This window comes from Mesorhizobium sp. M0478 (assembly GCF_040321305.1).
GTDB lineage: Bacteria > Pseudomonadota > Alphaproteobacteria > Rhizobiales > Rhizobiaceae > Mesorhizobium.
The window spans coordinates 114,750-137,406 of sequence record NZ_JAMYRH010000013.1 but is presented as its reverse complement, the minus strand read 5'-3'; the positions used below and the strand labels follow the sequence as shown (position 1 = coordinate 137,406).

Sequence of the window (22,657 nt, the reverse complement as noted above, 5' to 3'; positions counted from 1 at the left end):
CGAGGGCACCTGCCATGCTGGCAGACAAACTTTCTTCAGAAGAACAAGTTTTTCACGATTTTAGTTACTTCCGGCGGATAAGATGCGGTCAACCTTCCTCTTTAAGTCGAATATCGTGATCTTTCGCTTGAGGGGCGGATGCCTTAGGAGTTACAGTAAATTTGCAGGGGAAATCGTTTGCTTCGCGAACGGGCTAGCGGAGCATGGGAGAGCTACAGGAGTCGTATTGACCTACGGATCTGCCGATGTGAGCGAAGGCGCGGGACCCAAGAGCACACTCGCTAGTACGGTCTATCAACAGCTTCGCGACGATCTCCTGCGCGGCGTGTTTGAAAGTGAAAGCAAGCTTCGTGTCGAATGGGTGGTTTCCCGTTACGGCGCCGGCGCCTCACCGGTTCGCGAGGCCCTCAACCGACTTGCTTCGGAAGGCCTGCTCGGCCGCCACGACCAGCGCGGTTTCTTCATCATGCCGGTCAGTGCCCCGGAACTCGAGGAATTGACGCGCACCCGCTGCTGGCTGGAAGAGCGGGCGCTGCGTGAATCCATTGCCAACCGCACCGGCGAATGGGAAGAGCAGCTCGTGCTGGCCTTGCATCGCCTGGCGCGTGCCCCGCGCCGCTTGCCGGAGGATCCGTCCTCGAACAATCCGGAATGGGAAAAGCTGCACCGCGCCTTCCATCGGGCACTGATCGCAGGCTGCCGCTCGCATTGGCTGACCGGCTTTTGCGACCAGCTTTCGGATCAGGCCTCCCGTTACCGGCTGATCTCCCAGGACGGCAGCGAGCGCGACGAAATCAGTGAACATCGGCTGATTGCGGAGCGCACGGTGGATGGCGATGCCGACGGCGCCGTTGAAGCCCTCCTCAACCACTACCGTCTGACGGCAGCCATGTGCATGGAGCGCTTCAACGACAGCGGCGATCCACGCGTGAGCGCCACCAAGGCGCTGCGCAGCCGCAGATAGAAGCGCTTCCGGTCCGCTATCCAAAATCCGCCCGCTATCCAAAATCGCCCGTTATCCAAGTCCGCTTGCCTTCATCTGATCGGCGGCAAACCCGATTTCACGTTTTTGCCGGACGGAGGCGAAATCGTTTCCTTTGTTCCAAGGCCATCCGGCTCTAAATCAAAGGGATAGAGCATGATGTCCTCCGAAAACCGCTTCACACTTTTCGGCATCATCTCTAGGGAATGCGCATGACCAATCACCTGTTCGACGCGTTCCGCAGCCGGATTTCAGCCTCCGAGCGCATCCTGATGGCGACCGATGACGGACGCGCGATCGCCTATGGCGACATGCTGGCGCAATCGGCACAGCTGGCACATGCGCTGAGGCATTTCGGCGTCGAGCCGGGCGACCGCGTTGCCGTGCAGGTCGAAAAAAGCCCTGAATGCATTTTCCTTTACCTCGCCTGCCTGCGCGCCGGCGCGGTCTTCCTGCCGCTCAACACCGCCTACACGCTGGCCGAACTCGGCTATTTCTTCGGTGATGCCGAGCCGCGGCTGGTCGTCTGCGACCCGGCCCGCGCCGGCGCTATCGCGCCGTTGGCGCACGCGTCGGGTGCTGCCACCTTCACGCTTGGCAGCAATGGTGAGGGCTCGCTGACCGAACTGGCGGCACAACAGCCCACGGATTTCGACGCCGTGGCGCGCGGGCCGAACGATCTGGCCGCAATCCTTTACACATCGGGCACCACCGGACGCTCCAAGGGCGCCATGCTCAGCCACGAAAACCTGGCCTCCAATGCGCGCGTGCTGGTCGAGCAATGGCGTTTCACCGGGGATGACGTGCTGATCCATGCCCTGCCGATCTTCCACACGCACGGCCTGTTCGTCGCCACCAACGTCACCCTGATGGCCGGCGCCTCGATGCTGTTCGAGCAGAAATTCGACGCCGGCCGCATCGTCTCGCTCTTGCCCCGCGCGACAGTGCTGATGGGGGTGCCGACCTTCTATACCAGGCTCCTGCAGCAGGACGGGCTGGATGCCCAGGCGGCGAAGAACATCCGCCTGTTCGTTTCCGGCTCGGCGCCGCTGCTCGCCGAAACGCACAACGCCTGGCGCGAGCGCACCGGCCACGCCATTCTCGAGCGCTACGGCATGACCGAGACCAACATGAACACGTCGAACCCCTATGAGGGCGAGCGTCGGGCCGGCACGGTCGGCTTCCCGCTGCCCGGCGTTTCGCTGCGCATCGCCGACCCTGACAGCGGCGATGCGCTTGGCCAGGGTGAAGTCGGCATGATCGAGGTCAAAGGTCCGAATGTCTTTTCCGGCTATTGGCGCACGCCGGAAAAAACCAAGGCGGAGTTTCGCAAGGACGGCTTCTTCATCACCGGCGACCTCGGCATCATCGACGCGGACGGCTACGTCCACATCGTCGGCCGCGGCAAGGATCTCATTATCTCCGGCGGCTACAACATCTATCCCAAGGAGATCGAGAGCGAGATCGACGCCGTTGCCGGCGTCTTGGAAAGTGCCGTCATCGGAATTGCCCATCCCGATTTCGGCGAAGGCGTCACCGCTGTCGTGGTGCGGGCGCCGGCATCGCAGATCACCGGGGCCGAGATCGTTGGCGCCATTGCCGGCCAGCTGGCCAAATACAAGCACCCGAAGCAGGTGATCTTCGTCGATGAGCTGCCGCGCAACACGATGGGCAAGGTGCAGAAGAACCTGCTGCGCGAGACCTACAAGGGTCTCTACGGCTAATCCATAGCCAGCTAATGTCTTTGCCCAAGCGCTTCGCCTGGACATCTGTTCGCGGTTCGGCAGTGGCGCCTTTTACCTGCGCGGCTTTTTCACCCGAGTGCTGGAACCCCACAAAGCGCGGTTCAGCAGGCTGCGTTTGCGCTTGCGCGGGATGAGGTCGACGTCGCTGACGAGCTTGGCGCCGCCCTCGCGCCGCTCCAGGGTGATCTTGCGGCTGTGGAAGGCTTCGAGCTCCGCACGATGCGCCACGCTGATGATGGTGACGTCAGGCAGTTCGCGGATCACCGTCAACATCATCGTGTCCTGGCTCTTCTCGTCGAGCGCCGAAGTCGCTTCATCCAGCACCACGATATCGGGGCGATGCAGCAGCAGGCGCGCGAAGGCGAGGCGTTGCTTTTCGCCGCCCGACAGCGTCTGGTCCCATGGCGCCTCTTCCTTGATCCTGCCGGTGAGATAGCCAAGCCCCACCTTGTCGAGGGCAGCCTTGATTTGCTTGATGGTCCACTTGTCCGCCGCCGCGGGATAGGCGACCGCGCGGCGAAGCGTTCCGGAAGGGATGTAGGGGCGTTGCGGCAGCATGAACAGGCGCCTGTCGGTGTGGAAATTGACGCTGCCGCCGCCCCATGGCCACAGGCCCGCGACGGCCCGCACCAGCGTCGACTTGCCTGAACCGGATTCGCCTGAAACCAGCACCCGCTCGCCCGGCTCGATCACGACCTCGGTTTCCTTGACCACGGAGGTGCCGTCGTCGAGTGTCACGGAAAGATTGTCGAGGCTGAGGATGGCGCCGTCTTCGGCTTCGCCTCGGTTGATGCGTCCGAGCGCATCGCTCTGCTCGGCGCGCTCGAGCCCGTCGAGCGATATCATCAGCGAGGCAATGCGCCGCGCGGAGGCGTTCCAGTCGGCGAGGCGCGGATAGTTGTCGACCAGCCAGCCGAACGCGCCTTGCACGATGCCAAAGGCAGACGCCGCCTGCATCACCTCGCCAAGCGTCATCGAGCCTTCGAGGAATTTTGGCGCGCACAGCAGGATCGGCACGACCGGCGCAAACAGGCTCGATCCCTGCGACACCGCCGCCGTGCGCATGTGCTGTCCGGTCAGCAGAGCCCATTGCCTCAGCACGTGGCCGAAATTTCTGTCGATGCCGCTGCGCTCCTCGTCCTCGCCTCCCAGCAAGGCGATGCTCTCGCCGTTTTCGCGCACGCGCGTCAGCGTGTAGCGCAGTTCGGCCTCCGCCTGGTTCTTCCGCTCGGAGAGCTGGACGAAGTCGCGGCCGATGACCACCATCGAGGTCGAGGTGATGGCGGCATAGATGATCGCGGTGATGACCAGAAAGCCGGGAATGGTGATGCTCTCACGGCCGATCGGCAGGGTGAGCGCGCCGCCGATGGTCCACAGCACGACGATAAAGGTCGAGGCCGACAGGAACGCGTTGAGGACGCCGGCGGTGAAATCGACCGGCGACTCGGTGGCGATGCGCAGATCCTCGGTCATGCGGGCCTCGGGGTTCTGGTGGTCGCCGCCCACGAGGTTCAGCTGGTAGTAGCGGCCGTTTGCCAGCCAGCGCGCGACGACCCCGGTGGTCAGCCAGGAACGCCAGCGGCGCTGGATCGTCATGCGCAGATAGACCTGCGCAACGACAAGGCTGCCGCTGCAGATCACCAGCGGCACGAATACGGCGCTGAGGAGATAGACTGTGCGGGCGTTGCGCTGCTCGAGGGCATCGAACATCGAGCGGTTCCAGACATTGATGCCATACTGGAAACCGATGTTGATGCAGATCAGCAGCAGCACTCCGATCGTTAAAGGCCAGGCGAGCTTGTCGCCATGCCTCCCCCAATAGCCGCGCCCGCTGATCCAGAAACGCCGCAGCAGATATTTCTTGCGCGCCTGCTCGGCCTGCTCAGGCGTCAGCTTGGGATCGGGTTCGACGGCATCCGGCGGCGGCGCAGCCTCGCCAACGGGCTCGGACGCGGCTTCGGCGGCCGCTGCTTTTTTCTCGCGCGGCGTGTCCTCGCGCGGTCCATCTCCGCGCGTTTGCCGTGACGGCTTTTCCCGGCGCGACTTCGTGGCATCGCGCGCTTCGATGCCGTCGGCCGGTTTCGATTTGGGTTTTGCCTCGGACATATGCCCCGACAACGACCTCCATATCAAAAGGTTTCATGGTATGCGCCTGCCCGACGTTTCAGAACGCCCGTCATTGCGGATATAAAAGCCCAACGACATGCTCTGCCATGGCGAGGCTGGCGGTAAGGCCAGGGCTCTCGATGCCGAACAGATTGACGATCTGACCGCCCCCGTGGTCAGCCGGTCCCTGGATGACGAAGTCGGCGGCCGGCTGGCCCGGACCGGACAGTTTCGGCCTGACGCCGGCATAGGCCGGTTGCAGGGCGCCGTCCGCCAGGCCGGACCAGTAGCGCCTGATTTCGTCGTAGAAGGCAGCGCCTCGTGCGGGATCGACGGTATAGTCGACGCGATCGATCCATTCGACATCCGGGCCAAAGCGCGCGCTCCCCGACATGTCGAGGGTCAGATGCACGCCGAGGCCGCCATGGACCGGCACCGGATAGATCAGCCGCGAAAAGGGCGAGCGGCCGGAAAGCGCGAAATAATTGCCGCGCGCCAGCCACAGCGGCGGAACACGGTCTTGCGGGAGGCCTTCGATGCGGCCGGCGAGCGCCTGCGCGTCGAGGCCGGCGGCGTTGATGAAGGCGCCGGTCTTCAAGGTGAAACCCTCGCCATCGGCGTCGCGCGTGTCGATCCGGATGCCGTCGGCTTCGATGCTCGCGCCTGAGACAACGGTGAGCAAGGCGAAAGATGCGCCGGCCGCTTCCGCGTCTCCACGCAATGACAGCATCAGCGCCTGGCTGTCGACGATGCCGGTTGACGGCGACAGCAGCGCGCCGGCGCAGCTCAGCGCCGGTTCCAGGCTTTCGGCCTCTGCGCGCGTCAAAAGCTTGAGGTCACCGACTCCGCATTGCGCCGCGTTGATCTGGATCGCCTGCAGTTTGTCCAACTGGTCGGGTTCGACGGCAACGATCAGTTTGCCGGTGCGATGATGGGCGACGTCGTGCTCGCGGCAATAGGCATAGAGACGCTCGCGGCCGTTGACGCAGAGACGGGCCTTCAGGCTGCCCGGCGTATAATGAAGCCCGGCATGGATGACTTCCGAATTGCGCGAACTGGTGCCCGTGCCGATGGCTGCGGCCTTCTCGACCACCAGCACCTCGCGGCCCGACAGCGCCAGCGCGCGGGCAATGGCGAGGCCGACAACACCGGCTCCAGCGACAACGCAGTCGACATCATGCATAAGTGGACTTTAGCGCGGACTGTCCGCGCCTGCAAAAACCTTGTCGCCGCCGATCCAGACGCCGTTGACGTCGAGGGCGTCCGACAGAGCGACGATATCGGCAGCCGTGCCATTGGCGAAGCGGCCGAGCCGGTGTGCCTGGCCGACCGCCTGCGCCGGATAGAGCGAGGCCATGCGCAACGCTTCCGACACGTCCAGCCCGACGATCCTGTGCATGTAGCGGACGGCCGAGATCATATCGAGATCGGCGCCGGCCAGCGTGCCGTCGGCCAGCCGCAGACTGCCATCCTTGCGATAGATGATGCGGCCGTTGAGGGTGAACGACGTCATGTCGGTGCCGATCGTCGCCATGGCGTCGGTGACCAGCACGATCCTGCCCGGCCCCTGCTTGGCGCGCAGCGCGATCAGCATGGTGGCGGGATCGACATGGATGCCGTCGGCAATGATCCCGGCCGACAGACTGCCTATGTCGATGGCCGCACCCGCCAGCCCCGGCTCACGGTTGCCGATCTGGCTCATGGCGTTGAACAGATGTGTGACCACGCTGGCGCCCGCGTCGGCAAAGGCTCTGGCCGTGCCATAGCCGGTATCGGAATGGCCGAGGCTGACGACGATGCCGGCCTTGGCCAAAGCCGCAACACGGGCGGGCTCGACGGATTCGGGCGCGATCGTCGTCAGCAGCACCGGCAGGTTTTTGCGTGCCGCGACCAGCGCCGCTTCATCCGCATCCGTCATTGGCCGGATCAGCGCCGGGTCATGCGCCCCCTTGCGGGCGACCGAGAGATGCGGTCCCTCGAGATGCAGGCCGAGAAACCCCGGCAGTTTTTGCCGTGCCGCCCCGGCGCCGGCGGCAATGGCCGCGGCGGTGATGTCAGGCGTATCTGTGATTAGCGTCGGCAGCAGTGCGGTCGTGCCGAACGGCGCATGCGCCCGGCAGATTGTTGCCAGCGAGGCGACATCGGGATGGTCGTTGAGCATGACGCCGCCGCCGCCATTGACCTGCAGGTCGACAAAACCCGGCACCAGCATGCCGCCCCCGGCGTCGATGCGGGCAACGCCCGACGGAATGGCGCCGACGGGATGAATGCCTTCGACCACATCGCCGTGCACGACAAGGGCGGCGTTATCATGCCAGTCGTCGCCATCGAAAATTCGGGCGCCAGTCAGGGCAAAACGGTCGCTCATACGGTTTCCGTCACCTTGCGCAGATTGCGCGGTACGTCCGGATCGAGGCCGCGATGGCGGGCGAAGGCTTCGACGAAGCCGTAGAAGGAGACGATCAGCGTCAGCGGGTCGGTCAAGGGATGACCGGTAGCGACATGCGGCAGCCGCGCCGCGCTCTTGGCTTTGTCCGAGGTTACAAAAACTGCTGCACCCTTGCCGGCAAGGTTGTCGGCAGCCTCTGCCACGGACGGCTCGGAGGCATCGCGGGCGGCGAGCGCCAGCACCGGGAAGCCTGGCCCGACCAGCGCCAGCGGGCCGTGCATGACTTCGGCTGCACTGTAGGCCTCGGCATGCATGCCGCAGGTCTCTTTGAATTTCAGCGCCGCCTCGTCGGCCATCGCCGCCGACGGGCCACGTCCCAGGATGAACAGCGATTGCGGCGTCTCCAACGCGCCGGCCAGCGCCATCCAGTCGCAGGCGATCGCCTTGCTAAAATGCTCGGGCAGGCGGGCAAGGGCGGCCAGCAGTCTGTCGTCGCCGGTGCAATGCGCCATCAGCGCCAGGCCGGCGACCGCCGAATTGACGAATGTCTTGGTCGCCGCGACGCTGCGCTCGGGGCCGGCCAGAATGTCGATGGCAAAATCCGAAGCCCGCGCCAGCGGCGAATCGGCGGTGTTGGTGATGGCGACGGTGAGCGCACCGCCGGCCCGTGCCGTCTCGGCCATGGCGACGATGTCAGGGCTCTTGCCGGATTGCGAGATGGCGAGGCAAGCGGAACCGGCGAGCTTGAGCTTGGCGCCGTAGATCGAGGCGATCGACGGACCGACCGATGCCACGGCCAGGCCGGCGGTCAGTTCGACGGCATATTTCATGAAGGTGGCGGCATGGTCGGACGAACCGCGCGCGATGGTAACGACGAAGCTCGGATCGCGCTCGCGAATGCCGCGTCCGGCCTCGGTCAGCACCGCCGCCGAGCCATCGAGCAGACGCGCGACGGCTTGCGGAATTTCGTCGATCTCGCGCCGCATATGGGTGGTCTTGGGGATCATGGTCGGCCCTCTTCGCTCGGCCCTGTCAGGCGCAGTTCGGCAACGAAATCATAGGCGTCGCCGCGGTAGATGGAGCGGGTGAACTCGATCACCTTGCCGCTCGCGAGATAGGAAATGCGTTCGATGTGCAGGCCGGCAATGCCGGATGGCACTTCGAGCAGACGCGCATCGGCGTCGCCGAGATTGGCGGCGGAAATGCGCTGCACCGCCCGCACCGGCCGGTTGCCGGTCAGTTGCAGCGCCGCATAGAGTGACGAGCCTATCCCGGCCGGATCCGGCAGCACGCTGGCCGACAACGAGGCGCGCTCGATGGCCAGCGGCGTGTCGTTTGCGATGCGCAGGCGCGCCACGCGCGCCACCAGCTCGTTCGAGGACAGGCCGAGCACCATCATCTCGTCGGGCGAGGGCGGGTAGAGGTCGCGGTCGAGCCAGGCTGAACGCACCGCCATGCCGCGCCTTGCCATGTCCTCGGTGAATGAAGTGAGCCTGGACAGCGACTGCTCGACGCGCTCCATGCGCGGCGCCACGAAGGTGCCGGAGCCGTGGCGCTGCACGAGGATGCCGCCCTTGACTAGGTCCTGCACCGCCTTGCGGACGGTGACGCGCGAAATGTCGGCCTTGGTGGCGATGTCGCGCTCGGAAGGCAGCGCATCGCCCGGCCCGATCAGGCCGCGATTGACGGCGTCCTCGATGCTTTTCCTGAGCTGCAGGTAGAGCGGGGCGCCGCTCTGCGACGACTGCCTCAGCGTGGCGAAGATCTGGTCGGCGGCATCGCTCATCGCGTCGCCTCCGCTTTGACGAAGATGCGGGCCGCCATCTGCACGGCGCCGCCCAGCGCATCGTCGAGCGGCGCTTTCAGCAGCGCCTGGTAGCGCTGGGAAAGGCGCGGCCCATAGAGCGGCGCCAGCCCGCCGAGCAGGCAGAGCGGGGCGTCATCAGAGAGGTCGAGCGCGTGGAGCGACGCCTCGACATCGGCAACCGACTTGTCCACGATCCAGTTGGCGACGCTGTCGCCCTTCTCGGCATGCTCGAAAACCTTGGGCGCGAAGCCGCCGAAATCGCCGGGCTTGGCATTGGTGGTGAACTCGACCACGTCTTCGGGATTGTTGCGGAAAATGGCCATCATGCTGTCGGTCAGGGCTGAGCGCGGCCGGACGCCGTCATGGGCGAGCAGCGTCTGCTCCAGCAGGTCGCGGCCGATCCGGGCGCCGCTGCCTTGATCACCGACCTGAAAGCCCCAGCCGCCGATGGCGCGCGACGTGCCGCCCTTGCGCGCCATATAGGCGGTGCCGGTGCCGAGGATAGCCATGGCGCCGTCACCAGAGCCGACTGCCCCTTCGAGCGCGATCTCGGCGTCCGTCTCGACGCGGCTGATGCTGAACGGCAGGATTGCTTCAAGCTGCTGGCGGTAGGTGCCGACATTGGCTCCGGCAAGGCCGAGAATGGCTGGTGTCTGCGGGATCAGGTCCGGATCTTGCCCGGCGGCGATGAAGGCCTGACGAGCAGCCTCGACGATGTGGGTGCGAGCGCCGGTGAGATCGGTGCGGATGTTGGCGGCGCCGCTTTTGGCACGGCCAATGACAACGCCATCGCCTGTCGCAAGGGCTGCCCTGCAGCTGGTGCCGCCGCCGTCGATACCGAGCACGAATTTCACGCGATGTCTCCTCCGGGCGGATAATACCAATAAAATACCAATAGCCAAGGGATTAATTTCCGTTTCAAAAAGATTAAGGCGTATCAGGTTGAAAAACCCGGGAATTTTGCCGGATCAAGGCTTTCCAGTTCGCAATTTCGTTAATGCGTGTGGACAAGTGGTATTTTTTTGGTATTGTTCTTCCATCGGAGGGACAGGGATGACCGAACCGCGCACCGAAGCGCTTCACAGCAATGCCGAGGGACTGGACATCCAGGCCCCGGACGCCATCCTTTCTTCTTTGGTCAATGCGCAGATCGAGGCCGCCAAGGCTGTGCGCGACGCCATTCCTGCCATCGCCGCCGCAGCCGAAATCATCGCCGGGCGGCTGAACGGCGGCGGCAAGCTCGCCTATGCTGCGGCCGGCAGCTCCGGCCTGATGGCGCTGGCCGACGCGCTGGAGTTGCCCGGCACCTTCGGCATCAAGCGCGAACGCATCGCCATCCTCATCGCCGGTGGCGACGACGCTTTCAAGACCCTGGCCGGCGGACCGGAAGACGACACCGACGAAGCCTCGACGGCAATTGCCGGCGCCGGCATCGGCAAGGGCGACTGCCTGATCACGATTTCGGCCAGCGGCTCGACGCCCTATGCGGTGCAGGCGCTGAAGGATGCGCGCAGCCGGGGCGCGGCAACCATCGCCATTGCCAACAACAAGGACACGCCCCTGCTCAGGCTGGCCGACGTCGCCATCCTGCTCGAGACGCCACCGGAGGTGATTGCCGGCTCGACGCGCATGGGCGCCGGCACTGCCCAGAAGATCGCGCTCAACATGCTGTCGACGCTTACCGCCATTCATCTCGGCCATGTCCATGACGGCTACATGGTCAATCTCACCGCCGACAACATCAAGCTGCGCGACCGCGCGGCTCGCATCGTCGCCGCTATCAGCGGCCGCGACCGGCAAGACGCCGTGCGGCTGCTCGAAGCGAGCGGCGGCGTCGTCAAGACAGCCATTCTGCTCGCCGCCGGCGCTGCCAACGCCGTTGCGGCCGAGAAGATACTGGAAGGGACCGGCCAGAAGCTGCGGCCAGCCCTTTCCGCGATCGAGGGGAACAAGGGCGCGAAGGCCCCTGTTCTCAAAACCGAACCTGAAAAAGGTCAACAGGGAGACTAGCATGACAACGAAATTACTGACGGCACTGCTTCTCGGCACCAGCATTCTCGGCACCGCCGGGTTGGCTCACGCCGATGACGTAACGCTCAATATCGAAAGCTGGCGCGGCGACGACCTTGCCATCTGGAAGGACAAGCTGATCCCGGCTTTTGAGGCCAAGAACCCGGGCATCAAAGTGGTGTTCGCACCGTCGGCGCCGACCGAGTATGATGCCGCACTCGGCGCCAAGCTCGCCGCCGGCTCGGCTGGCGACCTGATCACCTGCCGCCCGTTCGACAAGTCGCTCGAACTGTTCAAGAAGGGCAACCTTGCCGACCTGTCGGCGCTGCCCGGCATGGAAAACTTTTCGCCCGTTGCCAAGGCCGCCTGGCAGACCGACGACGGCAAGGCGAGCTTCTGCGTGCCGATGGCCTCGGTCATTCACGGCTTCATCTACAACAAGGACGCCTTCGACAAGCTCGGCCTCAAGGTGCCGACGACGCGTGACGAGTTTTTCGCCGCGCTCGACAAGATCAAGGCCGACGGCACCTACATCCCGATGGCCATGGGCACCAAGGACCTCTGGGAAGCCGCGACCATGGGCTATCAGAACATCGGTCCGAACTACTGGAAGGGCGAAGAGGGCCGCGCAGCGTTGATCAAGGGCGACCAGAAGCTGACCGACAAGGACTGGGTTGCTCCCTATGAGGAACTGGCCAAGTGGAAGCCTTATCTCGGCGACGGCTTCGAGGCCCAGACCTATCCGGACAGCCAGAACCTGTTCACGCTTGGCCGCGCCGCCATCTACCCGGCGGGATCGTGGGAGATCGGTCTGTTCAACACCCAGGCGCAGTTCAAGATGGGCGCCTTCCCGCCGCCGGTCGAGAAGGCCGGCGACACCTGCTACATCTCCGACCATACCGATATCGGCATGGGCCTGAATGCGGCGTCGAAGAATGCCGACGCGGCCAAGACCTTCCTGTCCTGGGTCGCCTCGCCGGACTTCGCCACCATCTACGCCAACGCACTGCCGGGCTTCTTCAGCCTAAATTCCACCCCGGTGAAGATGGAAGACCCGGTGGCGCAGGAATTCGTCTCCTGGCGCGACAAGTGCAAGTCGACGATCCGCTCGACCTACCAGATCCTGTCGCGCGGCACGCCGAACCTCGAGAACGAAACCTGGGTTGAATCGGCCAACGTGATCAATGGCACCGACACGCCGGAAGCTGCCGCCAAGAAGCTGCAGGACGGCCTCGACAGCTGGTACAAGCCGGGCAAATAAGAGCTCAGACAACAGACAGGGCCCCAAGTGGACGGCCCTGCGTTTTTCGACAGCATCATCGACTGCGAACGACGGCGCCGCCCCTCATCCGCCTGCCGGCACCTTCTCCCCGTATAGTGACGGGAGAAGGATTAGCCGAAACGCAGGCGCCCCCTCTCCCCGTCCTTCACGGGGAGAGGGTAAGGGTGAGGGGGCAGCGCTGCCGTCGAAGGCATTGCTAAACCTGATCGGCGGGGACCGCACTCATGGCCGCACAAACACGACCGAAACGACCGTTCCGCTGGCATATCGGCGTCTTTCTGGCGCCGGCGCTGCTGGTCTATACGGCGATCATGATCCTGCCGCTGGCCGGCACGCTGCAGCTGTCGCTGTTCCGCAATGTCGATCAGCATCAGGTGTTCGTCGGTTTCACTAATTTCCGTACGTTGTTCGGCGACCCCAACTGGTCGGTCGGCTTCTGGAACGCGCTGCGGAACAATACCTGGTTCTTCATCATCCACATGGTGGTGCAGAACCCGATCGGTGTCATGCTGGCGGCATTGCTGTCCAGCCCGAGGCTGAGATTCGCCGCCTTCTATCGCACCGCGATCTTCGTGCCGACCATCCTCTCCTTCGTCATCGTCGGTTTCGCCTGGAAACTGATCCTGTCGCCGTTGTGGGGCGTGGCGCCGCATCTGATGGATCTGGTCGGCCTGAAAAGCCTGTTCACGCCGTGGCTCGGCAAAGAACAATATGCCCTGACCGCGCTCAGCCTGATCTCGGTCTGGCAGTTCGTCGGCATTCCGATGATGCTGATCTATGCGGCGCTGCTGTCGATCCCCGAAGAGGTGATCGAGGCGGCCGAGTGTGACGGCATCACCGGCATGTCGCAGTTCTGGAAGATCAAGCTGCCGCTGATCCTGCCCTCGATCGGCATCATCTCGATCCTGACCTTCGTTGGCAATTTCAACGCCTTCGACCTGATCTACACCGCGCAAGGGGCGCTGGCCGGCCCGAACTATTCGACCGATATTCTGGGCACTTTCCTCTACCGCGCCTTCTTCGGCTTCCAGCTGCAGACCGGCGATCCCAATATGGGTGCGGCGATCGCCACGATGATGTTCCTGATCATCCTCGGCGGCGTCTGCGTCTACCTGTTCCTCGTCCAGACGCGCCTGCGTCGCTACCAGTTTTAGAGGGCAGACATGTTACGGCTAAACACCCCCCTCTGGCCTGCCGGCCATCTCCCCCTCAAGGGGGGAGATTGGATGGCACCATTGGCTTCGCAAATCTCCAGCGTTGGAGAAGAGGCGCCGAGCCTCAAGCTGCCAATCTTCCCCCTTGAGGGGGAGATGTCCGGCAGGACAGAGGGGGGTGCCTTGGTGCCGACCTCAACAGTCATCGCTCGTCAGGAGACCTTCCAATGAGCACCGCCACCCGTTCGCTGCCCCGCACCATCGGCGCCCACGCGATCCTTCTGACCTATACGGCGATCGCGCTGTTTCCGGTGATCCTGGTCATCATGAACTCGTTCAAATCGCGCGCCGGCATCTTCAGCGAGCCGCTGACGCCGCCGACGCCAAAAACCTTCGACCTGATCGGCTACACCACGGTGATCGGCCAGGGCGACTTCATCCATTATTTCCAGAACAGCCTGGTCGTCACCGTCGCCTCGCTGTTCTTCGTGCTTCTGTTCGGCGCGATGGCGGCGTTCGCGCTCTCGGAATACCGCTTCCGCGGCAACACGCTGATGGGGCTTTACCTCGCGCTCGGCATCATGATCCCGATCCGGCTCGGCACCGTCGCCATCCTGCAATTGATGGTGGCGAGCGGGCTGGTCAACACGCTGACGGCGCTGATCCTGGTCTACACCGCGCAGGGGCTGCCGCTGGCCGTCTTCATCCTGTCGGAATTCATGAAGCAGGTGTCCGACGATCTGAAGAATGCCGGCCGCATCGACGGCCTGTCGGAATACACGATCTTCTTCCGGCTGGTGCTGCCGCTGGTGCGGCCGTCGATGGCGACGGTCGCCGTCTTCACCATGATCCCGATCTGGAACGATCTGTGGTTCCCGCTGATCCTGGCGCCGTCGGAAGAGACCAAGACGGTGACGCTCGGCGCGCAGTTGTTCCTCGGCCAGTTCGTCACCAACTGGAACGCCATCCTGGCCGCACTCTCGCTGGCGATCATGCCGGTGCTGACCCTCTACGTCATCTTCTCGCGGCAGCTGATCCGCGGCATCACATCCGGAGCCGTCAAGTGAGCCCTACAAATCTCTGCTGGAGCCTTCACCCCACCCGGCGCTGCGCGCCGACCTCCCCATCAAGGGGAGGTAAAAGGTCGTGGCTTCATTCACGACCGCCAAAGGGCGACTTTCGGAGAAGCTTCTTTGGCAGTGAGGGTGTTCGCGCCAACGTCCTACCTCCCCTCGATGGGGAGGTCGGCGCGAAGCGCCGGGTGGGGTGACACCCTCTCAGAAGGAACAACTGGAACATCTGGAGTAGTTAGGTGACCTCTAAATCGCCCCTTCGCGTCGTCGTCGCAGGCCTCGGTAACATGGGGCGTAGCCATGCGCTGGCCTACCACACTAATCCGGGCTTCGAGATCGCGGCCCTGATCAACCGCTCCGACGTGCCGTTACCGGACGGGCTGTCGGGCTATGGCATCAGGCGCTCCTTCGACGACGCGTTGCGCGATGAAAAGCCGGATGTCGCCTGCATCGCCACCTATTCCGACAGCCATGCCGACTATGCGGTGAAGGCATTCGAGGCCGGCTGCCACGTCTTCGTCGAGAAGCCGCTCGCAACGACGGTGGCGGACGCCAAGCGCGTCGTCGCCGCGGCCAAGGCCAATGGCCGAAAATTGGTGATCGGCTACATCCTGCGCCACCACCCGTCCTGGGTCAGGCTGATCGCCGAGGCGCGCAAGCTCGGCGGCCCTTACGTGTTTCGCATGAACCTCAACCAGCAATCGTCAGGCCCGACCTGGCAGACGCACAAGCAGTTGATGCAGACGACGTCGCCGATCGTCGATTGCGGCGTGCACTATCTCGACGTGATGCTGCAGATCACCGACGCCAGGCCGGTCGAGGTGCGCGGCATGGGGCTGCGGCTGACCGAGGAGATCGCGCCGACAATGTACAATTACGGCCATCTCCAGGTGCTGTTCGACGACGGCTCGGTCGGCTGGTACGAGGCGGCTTGGGGCCCGATGATCTCCGAGACAGCGTTCTTCGTGAAGGACGTGATTTCGCCCAATGGCTGCGTGTCGATCGTCATGAAGGAAGGTGTGAAGTCGGACGACATCGACACCCACACCAAGACCTCGACCATCCGCCTGCACAGTGCGGCGACCGGCGCGGACGGCAAGTTCGCCAGGCCGGACGAGATGCTGTCGATGGACGGCGAACCCGGCCACCAGGACCTCTGCGATCTCGAACAGGCCTTCGTGCTGAAGGCGATCCGGGAAGACATTGACCTGACCCGCCACATGGACGACGCGGTGAAATCGCTCGCCGTCTGCCTTGCCGCCGATGAGAGCGTGCGCAGCGGCGCCCCAGTTAAGCTCTAGTAGGGCAAACTCTAGAACAAGGACGAAGCCGTGGGCTCGCTGGTAATCGAGAATGTGAAGAAGGCCTTCGGGCCGGTCGAGGTGCTGAAAGGCATCAACCTCGAAGTGACCGACGGCGAATTCGTCGTCTTCGTCGGCCCATCTGGCTGCGGCAAGTCAACCTTGCTCAGGGTCATCGCCGGGCTGGAGGATTCGACCTCCGGCAGGGTGGTGATCGACGGCGCCGATGTCTCGGCCACGCCCCCGGCAAAACGCGGCATCGCCATGGTGTTCCAGACATACGCGCTCTACCCGCATCTGACGGTGAAGAACAATATGGGCCTCGGCCTCAAGCAGGCCGGCACGCCCGCCCCGGAGATCGAACGCCGCATCGGCGTCGCCTCGTCGATGCTGTCGCTGGAACCGTATCTCGAGCGGCGGCCGGCGGAGCTGTCAGGCGGCCAGCGCCAGCGCGTCGCCATCGGCCGCGCCGTGGTGCGCGAGCCAAAACTGTTCCTCTTCGATGAGCCCTTGTCGAACCTCGACGCAGCGCTTCGCGTCAACACGCGGCTGGAGATCGCGCAGCTGCATCGCCGGCTGAAGGCGACGATGATCTACGTCACCCACGACCAGGTCGAGGCGATGACGCTGGCCGACAAGATCGTCGTGCTCAACGCCGGCCAGATCGAGCAGATCGGCGGCCCGATGGAGCTCTACAATTCGCCGGCAAACGAGTTCGTCGCCGGCTTTATCGGCTCGCCGAAGATGAATTTCATCGACGGCGCCAGATTGGGCGAGACGGCCAAGACGATCGGCGTGCGGCCGGAGCATCTGACCGTGGATCCAAGGTCCGGCGCCTGGAAGGGAACGGTGGTGCATGCCGAACATCTCGGCGCCGACACCAACCTCTATCTCGACTGCGAAAAGGCCGGGCTGATCACGGTCCGCATTTTCGGTGTCTACGACGCCGAGCCAGGTGCGACGCTGTATGCAACGCCGGAGCCGGGTAAGACATACCGGTTTGGGGCGGACGGGAAGACGATCAAGTAATCCTTCGCCGACAGCAACCACGGCGATCACACCGCGCCGAGCAGCACCGCGCCATGGATCGCCGCCTGCCAGCCCAGGGCCGCCCAGCGTATGTCCAGAGGCTCTACAACAAGCGAATGCGGCAGGCTGTCCGCGATGCGCTGCTTGAGCGCCTGGCGGGGATAGGACTTCATGTCGACAATGCCGCCACCGATCAGGATCGTCTGCGGGGAAAACAAAGCGGCTGCCGTTGCGATGGTCACCGCCTGCTGCCAGACGATCTCATCGAGCCATTCGCGCAGCGACGGCGGCTGCCCGGTTGCCGAAAACAGCTCGGCAACCGGGATATCGTAGTCCGCGGCAAGGTCGACAAGCGTTGCCCCTGAGGCGTAGGTCTCGACGCGGTTTGGCGGTCCGCTTTCGTCAGGCCGGTAGATCGGCATATGGCCGATTTCCAGCGCCCAGCCGCCGCCCCTGAAAATGCCGTCCTTGCCGAGATAGGCCGCACCGATGCCGGTGCCGAGATAGACCGCCAGCACTTCCTTTTGCCGCTTCACTGCGCCGGCGACGCTTTCACCGAGCAATTGCAGCACGACGTCGCGTTCGAGCCGCACGGGAACGCGGAGCCGCGATGCCAGTTCCGTACCCAGCCGGATGCCGTTCAGCTCGGGAATGTTGGCCGTGTGCAGCACCGTGTCGAAGTCGCGGTCGATGAACCCAGGCACCGTCGCAACCACCCGTGCAGGTTTGAGCCCGGCATCGCGGCAGGCTGCGGTGACCGCATCGGCCAACCCCGCCACGGGCGCGCCCTTGCGCAGTTGCGCGGTCGGGTAGGTGCGGGCAAAATCCACCGGGATGCCGTGGTCGGCAAAGCCAACCTTGACCGACGTGCCGCCGATCTCGACCACGGCGATCGTGTCGTCCATCGTTTGATGCGTCATGCGAGCGGTTCCAGGAATTCCGAAAGACAGGCGCGGAATTCCAGCCGGTAGGCGGCGCGATCCTGCGATTTGGCTGTGATGGTGCAAAGCCGGGCCGACGGAATGAGTCCGGCCAGCGTCTGTGCGTCGGCCAGGCGATGGACGAGGTCATGGTCATGGCCGATGACAAGAGTCGGCACCGCGATAGCGCGGATGTCCGCCTCGCTCACGCCGGGACCATCGCCGGCGATCGCCGAAAGCAGCCTACCGAACAGAACCGGGTCCGGGCGATTGAAGAAGCCTTGCAGGCTGGCGAGATTGTCCGGCGCCAGCCTGGCCAGTTCGCCGGCAATAGCGCTGTCATCGAACAGACGCCTGGCGTCTTCAGGCGAATGGCGCATCAAGAGATTGCCGACGACGGCATAGGGCTTCATATTTTCCGGAGCCGCCTGGGCTACCCAGGCGGGCCGCGCGAGCACCAGCGCGCGCACGCGGGCCGGCTTATGCACCGCCAGGCGCAGTGCCAGCGCCGCGCCCATCGAAATGCCGCCGACGACGGCCGGACCGATGCCGAGATCGTCGGCCAACGCTTCAATGTCCTCGGCAAACGTCGCGATCGAAAGCCGCTCGACCGGCCCGTAGCCGGATCCACCCTGGCCACGGCATTCGAGCGTCACCCGCCGGGTCACCGGCAGATCGGGAAACACGTCGGCGACCTGCGCGTCGTCGCCGCCTAGGCCGTGCTGAAAGATGAAGGGAGGCCCGGCGCCGACGTCCCGGTAGGCAAGGTCGACGCCATCTCGGCTGAAGGTCTTTTTCACGTGTCGTCGCTCGCTTCCAGCACGGTGCGCAGAAAAGCGCCGACGCCGGGCGCCTCGGCCTCTGTCAGGCCATGTGTGATCAAGGGGCCGTCGAACCCGGCAGCCTTCAGGCGGCCGATGAAATGCGGGAAGTCGACCACGCCCTTTCCGGCTGCGGCAAAACTGCCATCGGCATGGCGGTCCTTGGCATGGGCCATGCCGATCTCGGCGGCCAGCAGATCGATGGCTTCGTCGATGAGGCGATGACGCTCCGCGCTGTCGGCCACTTCGAACAGATTGGCCGGATCGAGCACGATGCGCAGCCGCGTGCTGTTCATTTCGTCCAGCAGGCGGCGTGCGGCCCGGGCGCTGGAGAGGACATTGGCCAGTTCCGGTTCGATGCCAAGCTCGATGTCGAAGCGCTCGGCAATCGCGATCGCCGCTTCCATCTCCGTCCGCAGATCGCTCCATGCCGCCTCGCTTGCATTGTCGGGATGCCAGCGCCACTGATCCTGCGCATCCCTTGTGCCGGTGCACAGCGTAATCAGACGGGTGCCCATATCGGCGCATGACGCGGCCAGTACCTCAAGCCGGGCGAGTCCCTGGATGCGAACCGTGCGATCCGGGTGGATCATGTTGTAGGTTCCCGAAACCGCCGCGATCGAAACGCCGGCCTCGCCGCTCGCCTCAGCGACGGACCGGGCCGCGCCGAGCTCAATGCTGTCCGGCATCGACGGCAGTCCAAGGCACGCCATGTTGAACTGCGCCGCCGTGTAGCCGCCGTCCGCGACCGCGCGCAGCACCGGCAAGGCGCCGGTGGTGGCGAAGGTCTTGGCGAAAATCCCAAGCTGCATCACACGACCCCGTCGACATCGGCCAGACGGACGGCGCGGCCGCCGGCAGCGGCCGAGCGGGCGATGGCCGCCATGCCCCTGACCGAGGCGATGCCGTCCTCGATGCCGGCGCCGATCATCGGCGCGCCATTTAGCACGACATCGGCAAAGCCTTCGAGCTGCCGGCGATAGAAGTGGCCATCCGCGCCAAGCGTCCGGTGCCAACTGCCATCGGCCTCGCGGAAAATGTCGACCTCGCTGCTCTTGTAGTACCAGGGGTTATAGGTCTTCGCGAGAACGCTGCCGTTCTCGCCGTAGATCTGGAACCCTTCGTGCCAGTCCATGCGCACGGCGACCGTCAGGTCGAGATGGCCGATCGTGCCGTCGGCGAAGATGGTGGTGATGAACCAGCAATAGGCGCCATAGCGCTCGGTGAGCCGGGCCTCCACCGCCTCGATCGACCTGTGCAGATGGCGCGCCGTATCAAGGAGATGGCTGCCATGCGCCAGCATGTAGTATTGGCGCAGATCCGCCTTGGGATTGACGGCAGGCTTGCGCGCCTTGGCGCTGGTGATGATCAGCGGTTGCACTGCATCGGTCATCGGGTAGCGGTGGGTGCTGTCGCAGTACCAGCCTTTGAACGCCAGCCGCTCGCCCATTTCGTCGTCGACGAAAGCCTTTGCCGCCTGGATGCCGGGATCGAAGCGCTTCATATGGCCGACCTGAAGCACCTTGCCGCTCTTGTCGAGCGTGGCCCGCAAGCCTTCGACCTCCTCGACCGAAACGCCCAGCGGCTTTTCGCAAAGCACATGCTTGCCGGCATCGAGCGCCAGTTCCGCGGCCTTGACGTGAAAAATGTCCGATGTCGCGATGATGACGGCATCGAGATCGGGATCGGCCAGCATCAGGCCGTAGTCGGCATAGGATTTTTCAGGCTCGTAGGTCGCGGCCATCCTGTCGCGCAGATCGTCGGCGACATCGCAAATGGCATAGAGATCGGCATTGCGTGCCTTGGTGCAGGATTCGAAATGCGCCGCCTGGGCAATCGGACCGCAGCCGAGCACGCCGACACGCAGCCGCTTTTCGTCTTTGCGAGGCATTGAATCTCTCCTGATTAGCGCGCGGCGAGGCCGCGAAGTTGAAATTGCGGATCGCCCGACAAAGCTGCCTGATGCAGCAGACAGGCAGCGCCCAATGCCGGACCGTCGGCCCCGACGCGCGACAGTTCGACCGTGGGAACGGGGTAACCTTCAGCCAGGAAGTCCAGCAAGAAAGCTTCCACCTGCTCGGCGACAAAGGGATAGACCGCATTGACCGAGCCGGAGAGGATGATGCGCTCCGGCTGCAAGGTGCAGGCAAGTGTCGCCAGGCCGCGGCCGAACCAGAGCGCCCAGTCGCGCGCGGTGGCAACGGCTGCCGGATCGCCGCCGGCCAGCGCTGCGACAAACTCATCCACGCCGGCGCGCAGTCCGCTTATGTGCAAATAGCGAGCCAGTAAAGCATCCTTGCCGACATAGGATTCCAGTCGGCCCGGGCGCTTCGCGTCGAAGACAAAACCTTCGTCGCCGATGCGCAGATGCCCGATTTCCCCGGCGCCGCCGAGCCGGCCGCGATGCAGCCTGCCGGCATTGATGATGCCGCCGCCAACGCCGTTCTCGATCAGGATGACCAGAGCATCCTCATGGTCCTTGCCCGGCTGCGCCCGGTATGTCTCGGCCACCGCCACGGCATTGGCATCGTTTTCCAAGAGGATCGGAAAGTCCGCGCCAAAGGCAGTGCGCAAAAGCTCCGCCAGATTGACCCCGTGCCAGCCAAGGATGGTGGCATGGTATGAAATCCCGTCGGCGGCGGGGAAGCCGGGCACGGCGACATTGAGCCCGTAGGGGCGCGTGCCCGCAGGCAATTGTGAGCGGATCTCGGCGACGAGTTCCCCGATGATGTCGACCGCGGCTTCGGGCGTGCTACCGGGGCCGGCAAATGCCCTAGAGGCGCTCGCACGCCGCGCGCCGGCAAGGTCGACAGCCACGGCTGCGATCCAGTTGACGCCGATATAAGCGCCAAGGAAGAAGCCGCCATTGCCGTCGATCTCGACAAGGATACCGGGACGGCCGACCCGACCCTCGCTATCCTGCTCGTCGTCCGTTCCATCCGACCGCTCGCGCGCCAGACCGGCTTCGGTCAGCCCCAGCACCAGGGCGCCGGTGGTCGACCGGGTCAGGCCGAGATCGCGTGCGAGCGCCGCTCGGCTCAACGCGCCGACACGAAACAGCGCCGCAAGTGCCCGCGTTTCGTTCGGCCGAAGATCGGTCGACACCAGCACGTCGTTCTCCACAATTTGTTTGATTATCATACTAATAGAATTTCTAGGCGGTTTGAAAGGCCCAAGGTTGGGTGCATTGCAACAAATATTCAGCATCCCCAGGCCCATTGACCCAAGTTTCAAACGATGATTTGTATCAGAAACTTACAAATTGGCATGGGAGGATGCGATGCCGGTTCTAGCGCGTCTCGAACACATCGTGAAGGATTTCGGTGCCGTCCGCGCGCTGGACAATGTCTCGCTCGACATCAACGAGGGCGAGGTTCTCGGCCTGATGGGCGACAATGGCGCCGGCAAATCGACGCTGGTCAAAACCATCGCCGGAAATTTCCAGCCGACATCAGGCACCTATGTCCTGGAAGGCAAGCCGGTGCTGTTATCGGGGCCTGCGGATGCACGCAGGCATGGCATCGAGGTCGTTTATCAAGACCTGGCGATTTGCGACAATCTGACGGCTTCGGCCAATGTCTTCCTCGGCCGCGAGATCATGAAGCAGGTTGGGCCGCTGAAAGTGCTCGACCACAAGAGCATGAACATGCGCTCGGCCGAGATCTTCCGCGAGTTGAAGTCGGAGACGCGGCCCGCCGATCTCGTCGTGCGCATGTCGGGCGGCCAGCGGCAGGCGGTGGCCATCGCCCGAACCCGGCTGGCCAAATCCAAGATCGTGCTGATGGACGAGCCGACGGCGGCGATCAGCGTCAGGCAGGTCGCCGAAGTGCTGGCCCTGATCCGCCGCATGAAGGACCAGGGCCTCTCGGTCATCCTGATCAGCCATCGCATGCCTGACGTGTTCGAGGTCTGCGACCGGGTCGTGGTGATGCGCCGCGGCCGCAAGGTCGCCGACAAGCCGATCGCGCAATCCAGCCCCGAGGAAGTGACCGGCCTGATCACCGGCGCCATCCAGACCGCCTGAAACAGCCCCGCCAC

20 protein-coding genes are annotated in these 22,657 nt (G+C 64.2%); 9 read left to right on the top strand and 11 right to left on the bottom strand.

What is annotated here, in order from left to right; genetic code table 11:
* The first annotated feature begins 226 nt into the window (after positions 1–226).
* Positions 227–964, top strand: a complete 738-nt coding sequence (locus tag NKI64_RS25970; protein ID WP_023694237.1) for a GntR family transcriptional regulator — start codon at positions 227–229, stop codon at positions 962–964.
* Between the two features lie 230 nt (positions 965–1,194).
* Entirely contained in the window at positions 1,195–2,706 is a 1,512-nt protein-coding gene (locus tag NKI64_RS25965) for a malonate--CoA ligase (protein ID WP_031244859.1), read from the top strand.
* A gap of 72 nt (positions 2,707–2,778) precedes the next feature.
* On the opposite strand, the gene NKI64_RS25960 is transcribed toward NKI64_RS25965, so the two are convergent.
* The 6 genes from NKI64_RS25960 to NKI64_RS25935 form a co-directional block, all read right to left on the bottom strand.
* Positions 2,779–4,833, bottom strand: coding sequence for an ABC transporter ATP-binding protein/permease (locus NKI64_RS25960; protein WP_352670888.1), 2,055 nt, complete (start codon positions 4,831–4,833; stop codon positions 2,779–2,781).
* Positions 4,834–4,903: 70 nt separating this feature from the next.
* On the bottom strand, positions 4,904–6,016 hold the full coding sequence (locus NKI64_RS25955) for an NAD(P)/FAD-dependent oxidoreductase (protein ID WP_023828607.1): 1,113 nt from the start codon (positions 6,014–6,016) through the stop codon (positions 4,904–4,906).
* A gap of 9 nt (positions 6,017–6,025) precedes the next feature.
* The gene (gene nagA / locus NKI64_RS25950) at positions 6,026–7,201 is read right to left on the bottom strand and encodes an N-acetylglucosamine-6-phosphate deacetylase (protein ID WP_352670885.1); all 1,176 of its coding nucleotides are present in this window, start codon (positions 7,199–7,201) and stop codon (positions 6,026–6,028) included.
* Positions 7,198–8,229: an SIS domain-containing protein gene (locus NKI64_RS25945; protein WP_352670882.1), complete on the bottom strand. Its 1,032-nt coding sequence runs from the start codon at positions 8,227–8,229 to the stop codon at positions 7,198–7,200. Before NKI64_RS25945 ends, nagA begins: the two co-directional genes overlap by 4 nt.
* Positions 8,226–9,008, bottom strand: a complete 783-nt coding sequence (locus tag NKI64_RS25940; protein ID WP_023668847.1) for a GntR family transcriptional regulator — start codon at positions 9,006–9,008, stop codon at positions 8,226–8,228. Before NKI64_RS25940 ends, NKI64_RS25945 begins: the two co-directional genes overlap by 4 nt.
* On the bottom strand, positions 9,005–9,883 hold the full coding sequence (locus NKI64_RS25935) for a glucosamine kinase nucleotide-binding domain-containing protein (RefSeq protein WP_023668846.1): 879 nt from the start codon (positions 9,881–9,883) through the stop codon (positions 9,005–9,007). The genes NKI64_RS25940 and NKI64_RS25935 overlap by 4 nt, the downstream gene beginning before the upstream one ends.
* Positions 9,884–10,082: 199 nt before the next feature.
* Here NKI64_RS25935 and NKI64_RS25930 point away from each other — a divergent pair, with 199 nt between their 5' ends.
* The 6 genes from NKI64_RS25930 to NKI64_RS25905 all read left to right on the top strand — a co-directional run bounded on the left by NKI64_RS25930 (position 10,083) and on the right by NKI64_RS25905 (position 16,878).
* The gene (locus tag NKI64_RS25930; RefSeq protein WP_352537204.1) at positions 10,083–11,039 is read left to right on the top strand and encodes an N-acetylmuramic acid 6-phosphate etherase; all 957 of its coding nucleotides are present in this window, start codon (positions 10,083–10,085) and stop codon (positions 11,037–11,039) included.
* 1 nt (position 11,040) lies between these two features.
* The gene (locus NKI64_RS25925) at positions 11,041–12,300 is read left to right on the top strand and encodes an ABC transporter substrate-binding protein (protein WP_352670879.1); all 1,260 of its coding nucleotides are present in this window, start codon (positions 11,041–11,043) and stop codon (positions 12,298–12,300) included.
* Between the two features lie 245 nt (positions 12,301–12,545).
* Entirely contained in the window at positions 12,546–13,475 is a 930-nt protein-coding gene (locus tag NKI64_RS25920) for a carbohydrate ABC transporter permease (RefSeq protein WP_023696936.1), read from the top strand.
* Positions 13,476–13,702: 227 nt separating this feature from the next.
* Entirely contained in the window at positions 13,703–14,542 is an 840-nt protein-coding gene (locus NKI64_RS25915) for a carbohydrate ABC transporter permease (protein WP_023668842.1), read from the top strand.
* 245 nt (positions 14,543–14,787) lie between these two features.
* Entirely contained in the window at positions 14,788–15,849 is a 1,062-nt protein-coding gene (locus NKI64_RS25910; protein WP_023755586.1) for a Gfo/Idh/MocA family protein, read from the top strand.
* Positions 15,850–15,879: 30 nt separating this feature from the next.
* Positions 15,880–16,878, top strand: coding sequence for an ABC transporter ATP-binding protein (locus NKI64_RS25905; RefSeq protein ID WP_023668840.1), 999 nt, complete (start codon positions 15,880–15,882; stop codon positions 16,876–16,878).
* Positions 16,879–16,904: 26 nt separating this feature from the next.
* Here NKI64_RS25905 and NKI64_RS25900 read toward each other — a convergent pair whose 3' ends face one another.
* From NKI64_RS25900 to NKI64_RS25880, 5 genes are read right to left on the bottom strand one after another with little or no spacing between them, the layout of a single operon-like run.
* Complete coding sequence (locus NKI64_RS25900) at positions 16,905–17,798, bottom strand: ROK family protein (RefSeq protein WP_023696938.1); 894 nt, start codon at positions 17,796–17,798, stop codon at positions 16,905–16,907.
* A complete protein-coding gene (locus NKI64_RS25895) occupies positions 17,795–18,598 on the bottom strand; it encodes an alpha/beta fold hydrolase (RefSeq protein WP_027049253.1) in 804 nt (267 codons plus the stop codon). The genes NKI64_RS25900 and NKI64_RS25895 overlap by 4 nt, the downstream gene beginning before the upstream one ends.
* Positions 18,595–19,431 carry a sugar phosphate isomerase/epimerase family protein gene (locus NKI64_RS25890; protein WP_023696939.1) on the bottom strand — a complete coding sequence of 279 codons (837 nt, stop codon included), beginning with the start codon at positions 19,429–19,431 and terminating at the stop codon, positions 18,595–18,597. Before NKI64_RS25890 ends, NKI64_RS25895 begins: the two co-directional genes overlap by 4 nt.
* Positions 19,431–20,510: a Gfo/Idh/MocA family protein gene (locus NKI64_RS25885; RefSeq protein ID WP_023822107.1), complete on the bottom strand. Its 1,080-nt coding sequence runs from the start codon at positions 20,508–20,510 to the stop codon at positions 19,431–19,433. Before NKI64_RS25885 ends, NKI64_RS25890 begins: the two co-directional genes overlap by 1 nt.
* Positions 20,511–20,524: 14 nt before the next feature.
* Entirely contained in the window at positions 20,525–21,760 is a 1,236-nt protein-coding gene (locus NKI64_RS25880) for an ROK family transcriptional regulator (RefSeq protein ID WP_023746608.1), read from the bottom strand.
* Positions 21,761–21,899: 139 nt separating this feature from the next.
* On the opposite strand from NKI64_RS25880, the gene NKI64_RS25875 reads away from it, so the two are divergent.
* A complete protein-coding gene (locus NKI64_RS25875; RefSeq protein ID WP_023822108.1) occupies positions 21,900–22,643 on the top strand; it encodes an ATP-binding cassette domain-containing protein in 744 nt (247 codons plus the stop codon).
* Positions 22,644–22,657: the final 14 nt, after the last annotated feature.

Excerpts from the sequence above, each read along its gene's own strand:
- NKI64_RS25920 (WP_023696936.1), top strand. The coding sequence starts at position 12,546 with ATGGCCGCACAAACACGACCGAAACGACCGTTCCGCTGGCATATCGGC.
- NKI64_RS25925 (WP_352670879.1), top strand. The coding sequence starts at position 11,041 with ATGACAACGAAATTACTGACGGCACTGCTTCTCGGCACCAGCATTCTC.
- NKI64_RS25955 (WP_023828607.1), bottom strand. The coding sequence starts at position 6,016 with ATGCATGATGTCGACTGCGTTGTCGCTGGAGCCGGTGTTGTCGGCCTC.
- NKI64_RS25945 (WP_352670882.1), bottom strand. The coding sequence starts at position 8,229 with ATGATCCCCAAGACCACCCATATGCGGCGCGAGATCGACGAAATTCCG.
- NKI64_RS25960 (WP_352670888.1), bottom strand. The coding sequence starts at position 4,833 with ATGTCCGAGGCAAAACCCAAATCGAAACCGGCCGACGGCATCGAAGCG.
- NKI64_RS25900 (WP_023696938.1), bottom strand. The coding sequence starts at position 17,798 with ATGACGCATCAAACGATGGACGACACGATCGCCGTGGTCGAGATCGGC.
- NKI64_RS25915 (WP_023668842.1), top strand. The coding sequence starts at position 13,703 with ATGAGCACCGCCACCCGTTCGCTGCCCCGCACCATCGGCGCCCACGCG.
- NKI64_RS25930 (WP_352537204.1), top strand. The coding sequence starts at position 10,083 with ATGACCGAACCGCGCACCGAAGCGCTTCACAGCAATGCCGAGGGACTG.
- NKI64_RS25940 (WP_023668847.1), bottom strand. The coding sequence starts at position 9,008 with ATGAGCGATGCCGCCGACCAGATCTTCGCCACGCTGAGGCAGTCGTCG.
- NKI64_RS25885 (WP_023822107.1), bottom strand. The coding sequence starts at position 20,510 with ATGCCTCGCAAAGACGAAAAGCGGCTGCGTGTCGGCGTGCTCGGCTGC.
- NKI64_RS25890 (WP_023696939.1), bottom strand. The coding sequence starts at position 19,431 with ATGCAGCTTGGGATTTTCGCCAAGACCTTCGCCACCACCGGCGCCTTG.
- NKI64_RS25880 (WP_023746608.1), bottom strand. The coding sequence starts at position 21,760 with ATGATAATCAAACAAATTGTGGAGAACGACGTGCTGGTGTCGACCGAT.
- nagA (WP_352670885.1), bottom strand. The coding sequence starts at position 7,201 with ATGAGCGACCGTTTTGCCCTGACTGGCGCCCGAATTTTCGATGGCGAC.
- NKI64_RS25875 (WP_023822108.1), top strand. The coding sequence starts at position 21,900 with ATGCCGGTTCTAGCGCGTCTCGAACACATCGTGAAGGATTTCGGTGCC.
- NKI64_RS25965 (WP_031244859.1), top strand. The coding sequence starts at position 1,195 with ATGACCAATCACCTGTTCGACGCGTTCCGCAGCCGGATTTCAGCCTCC.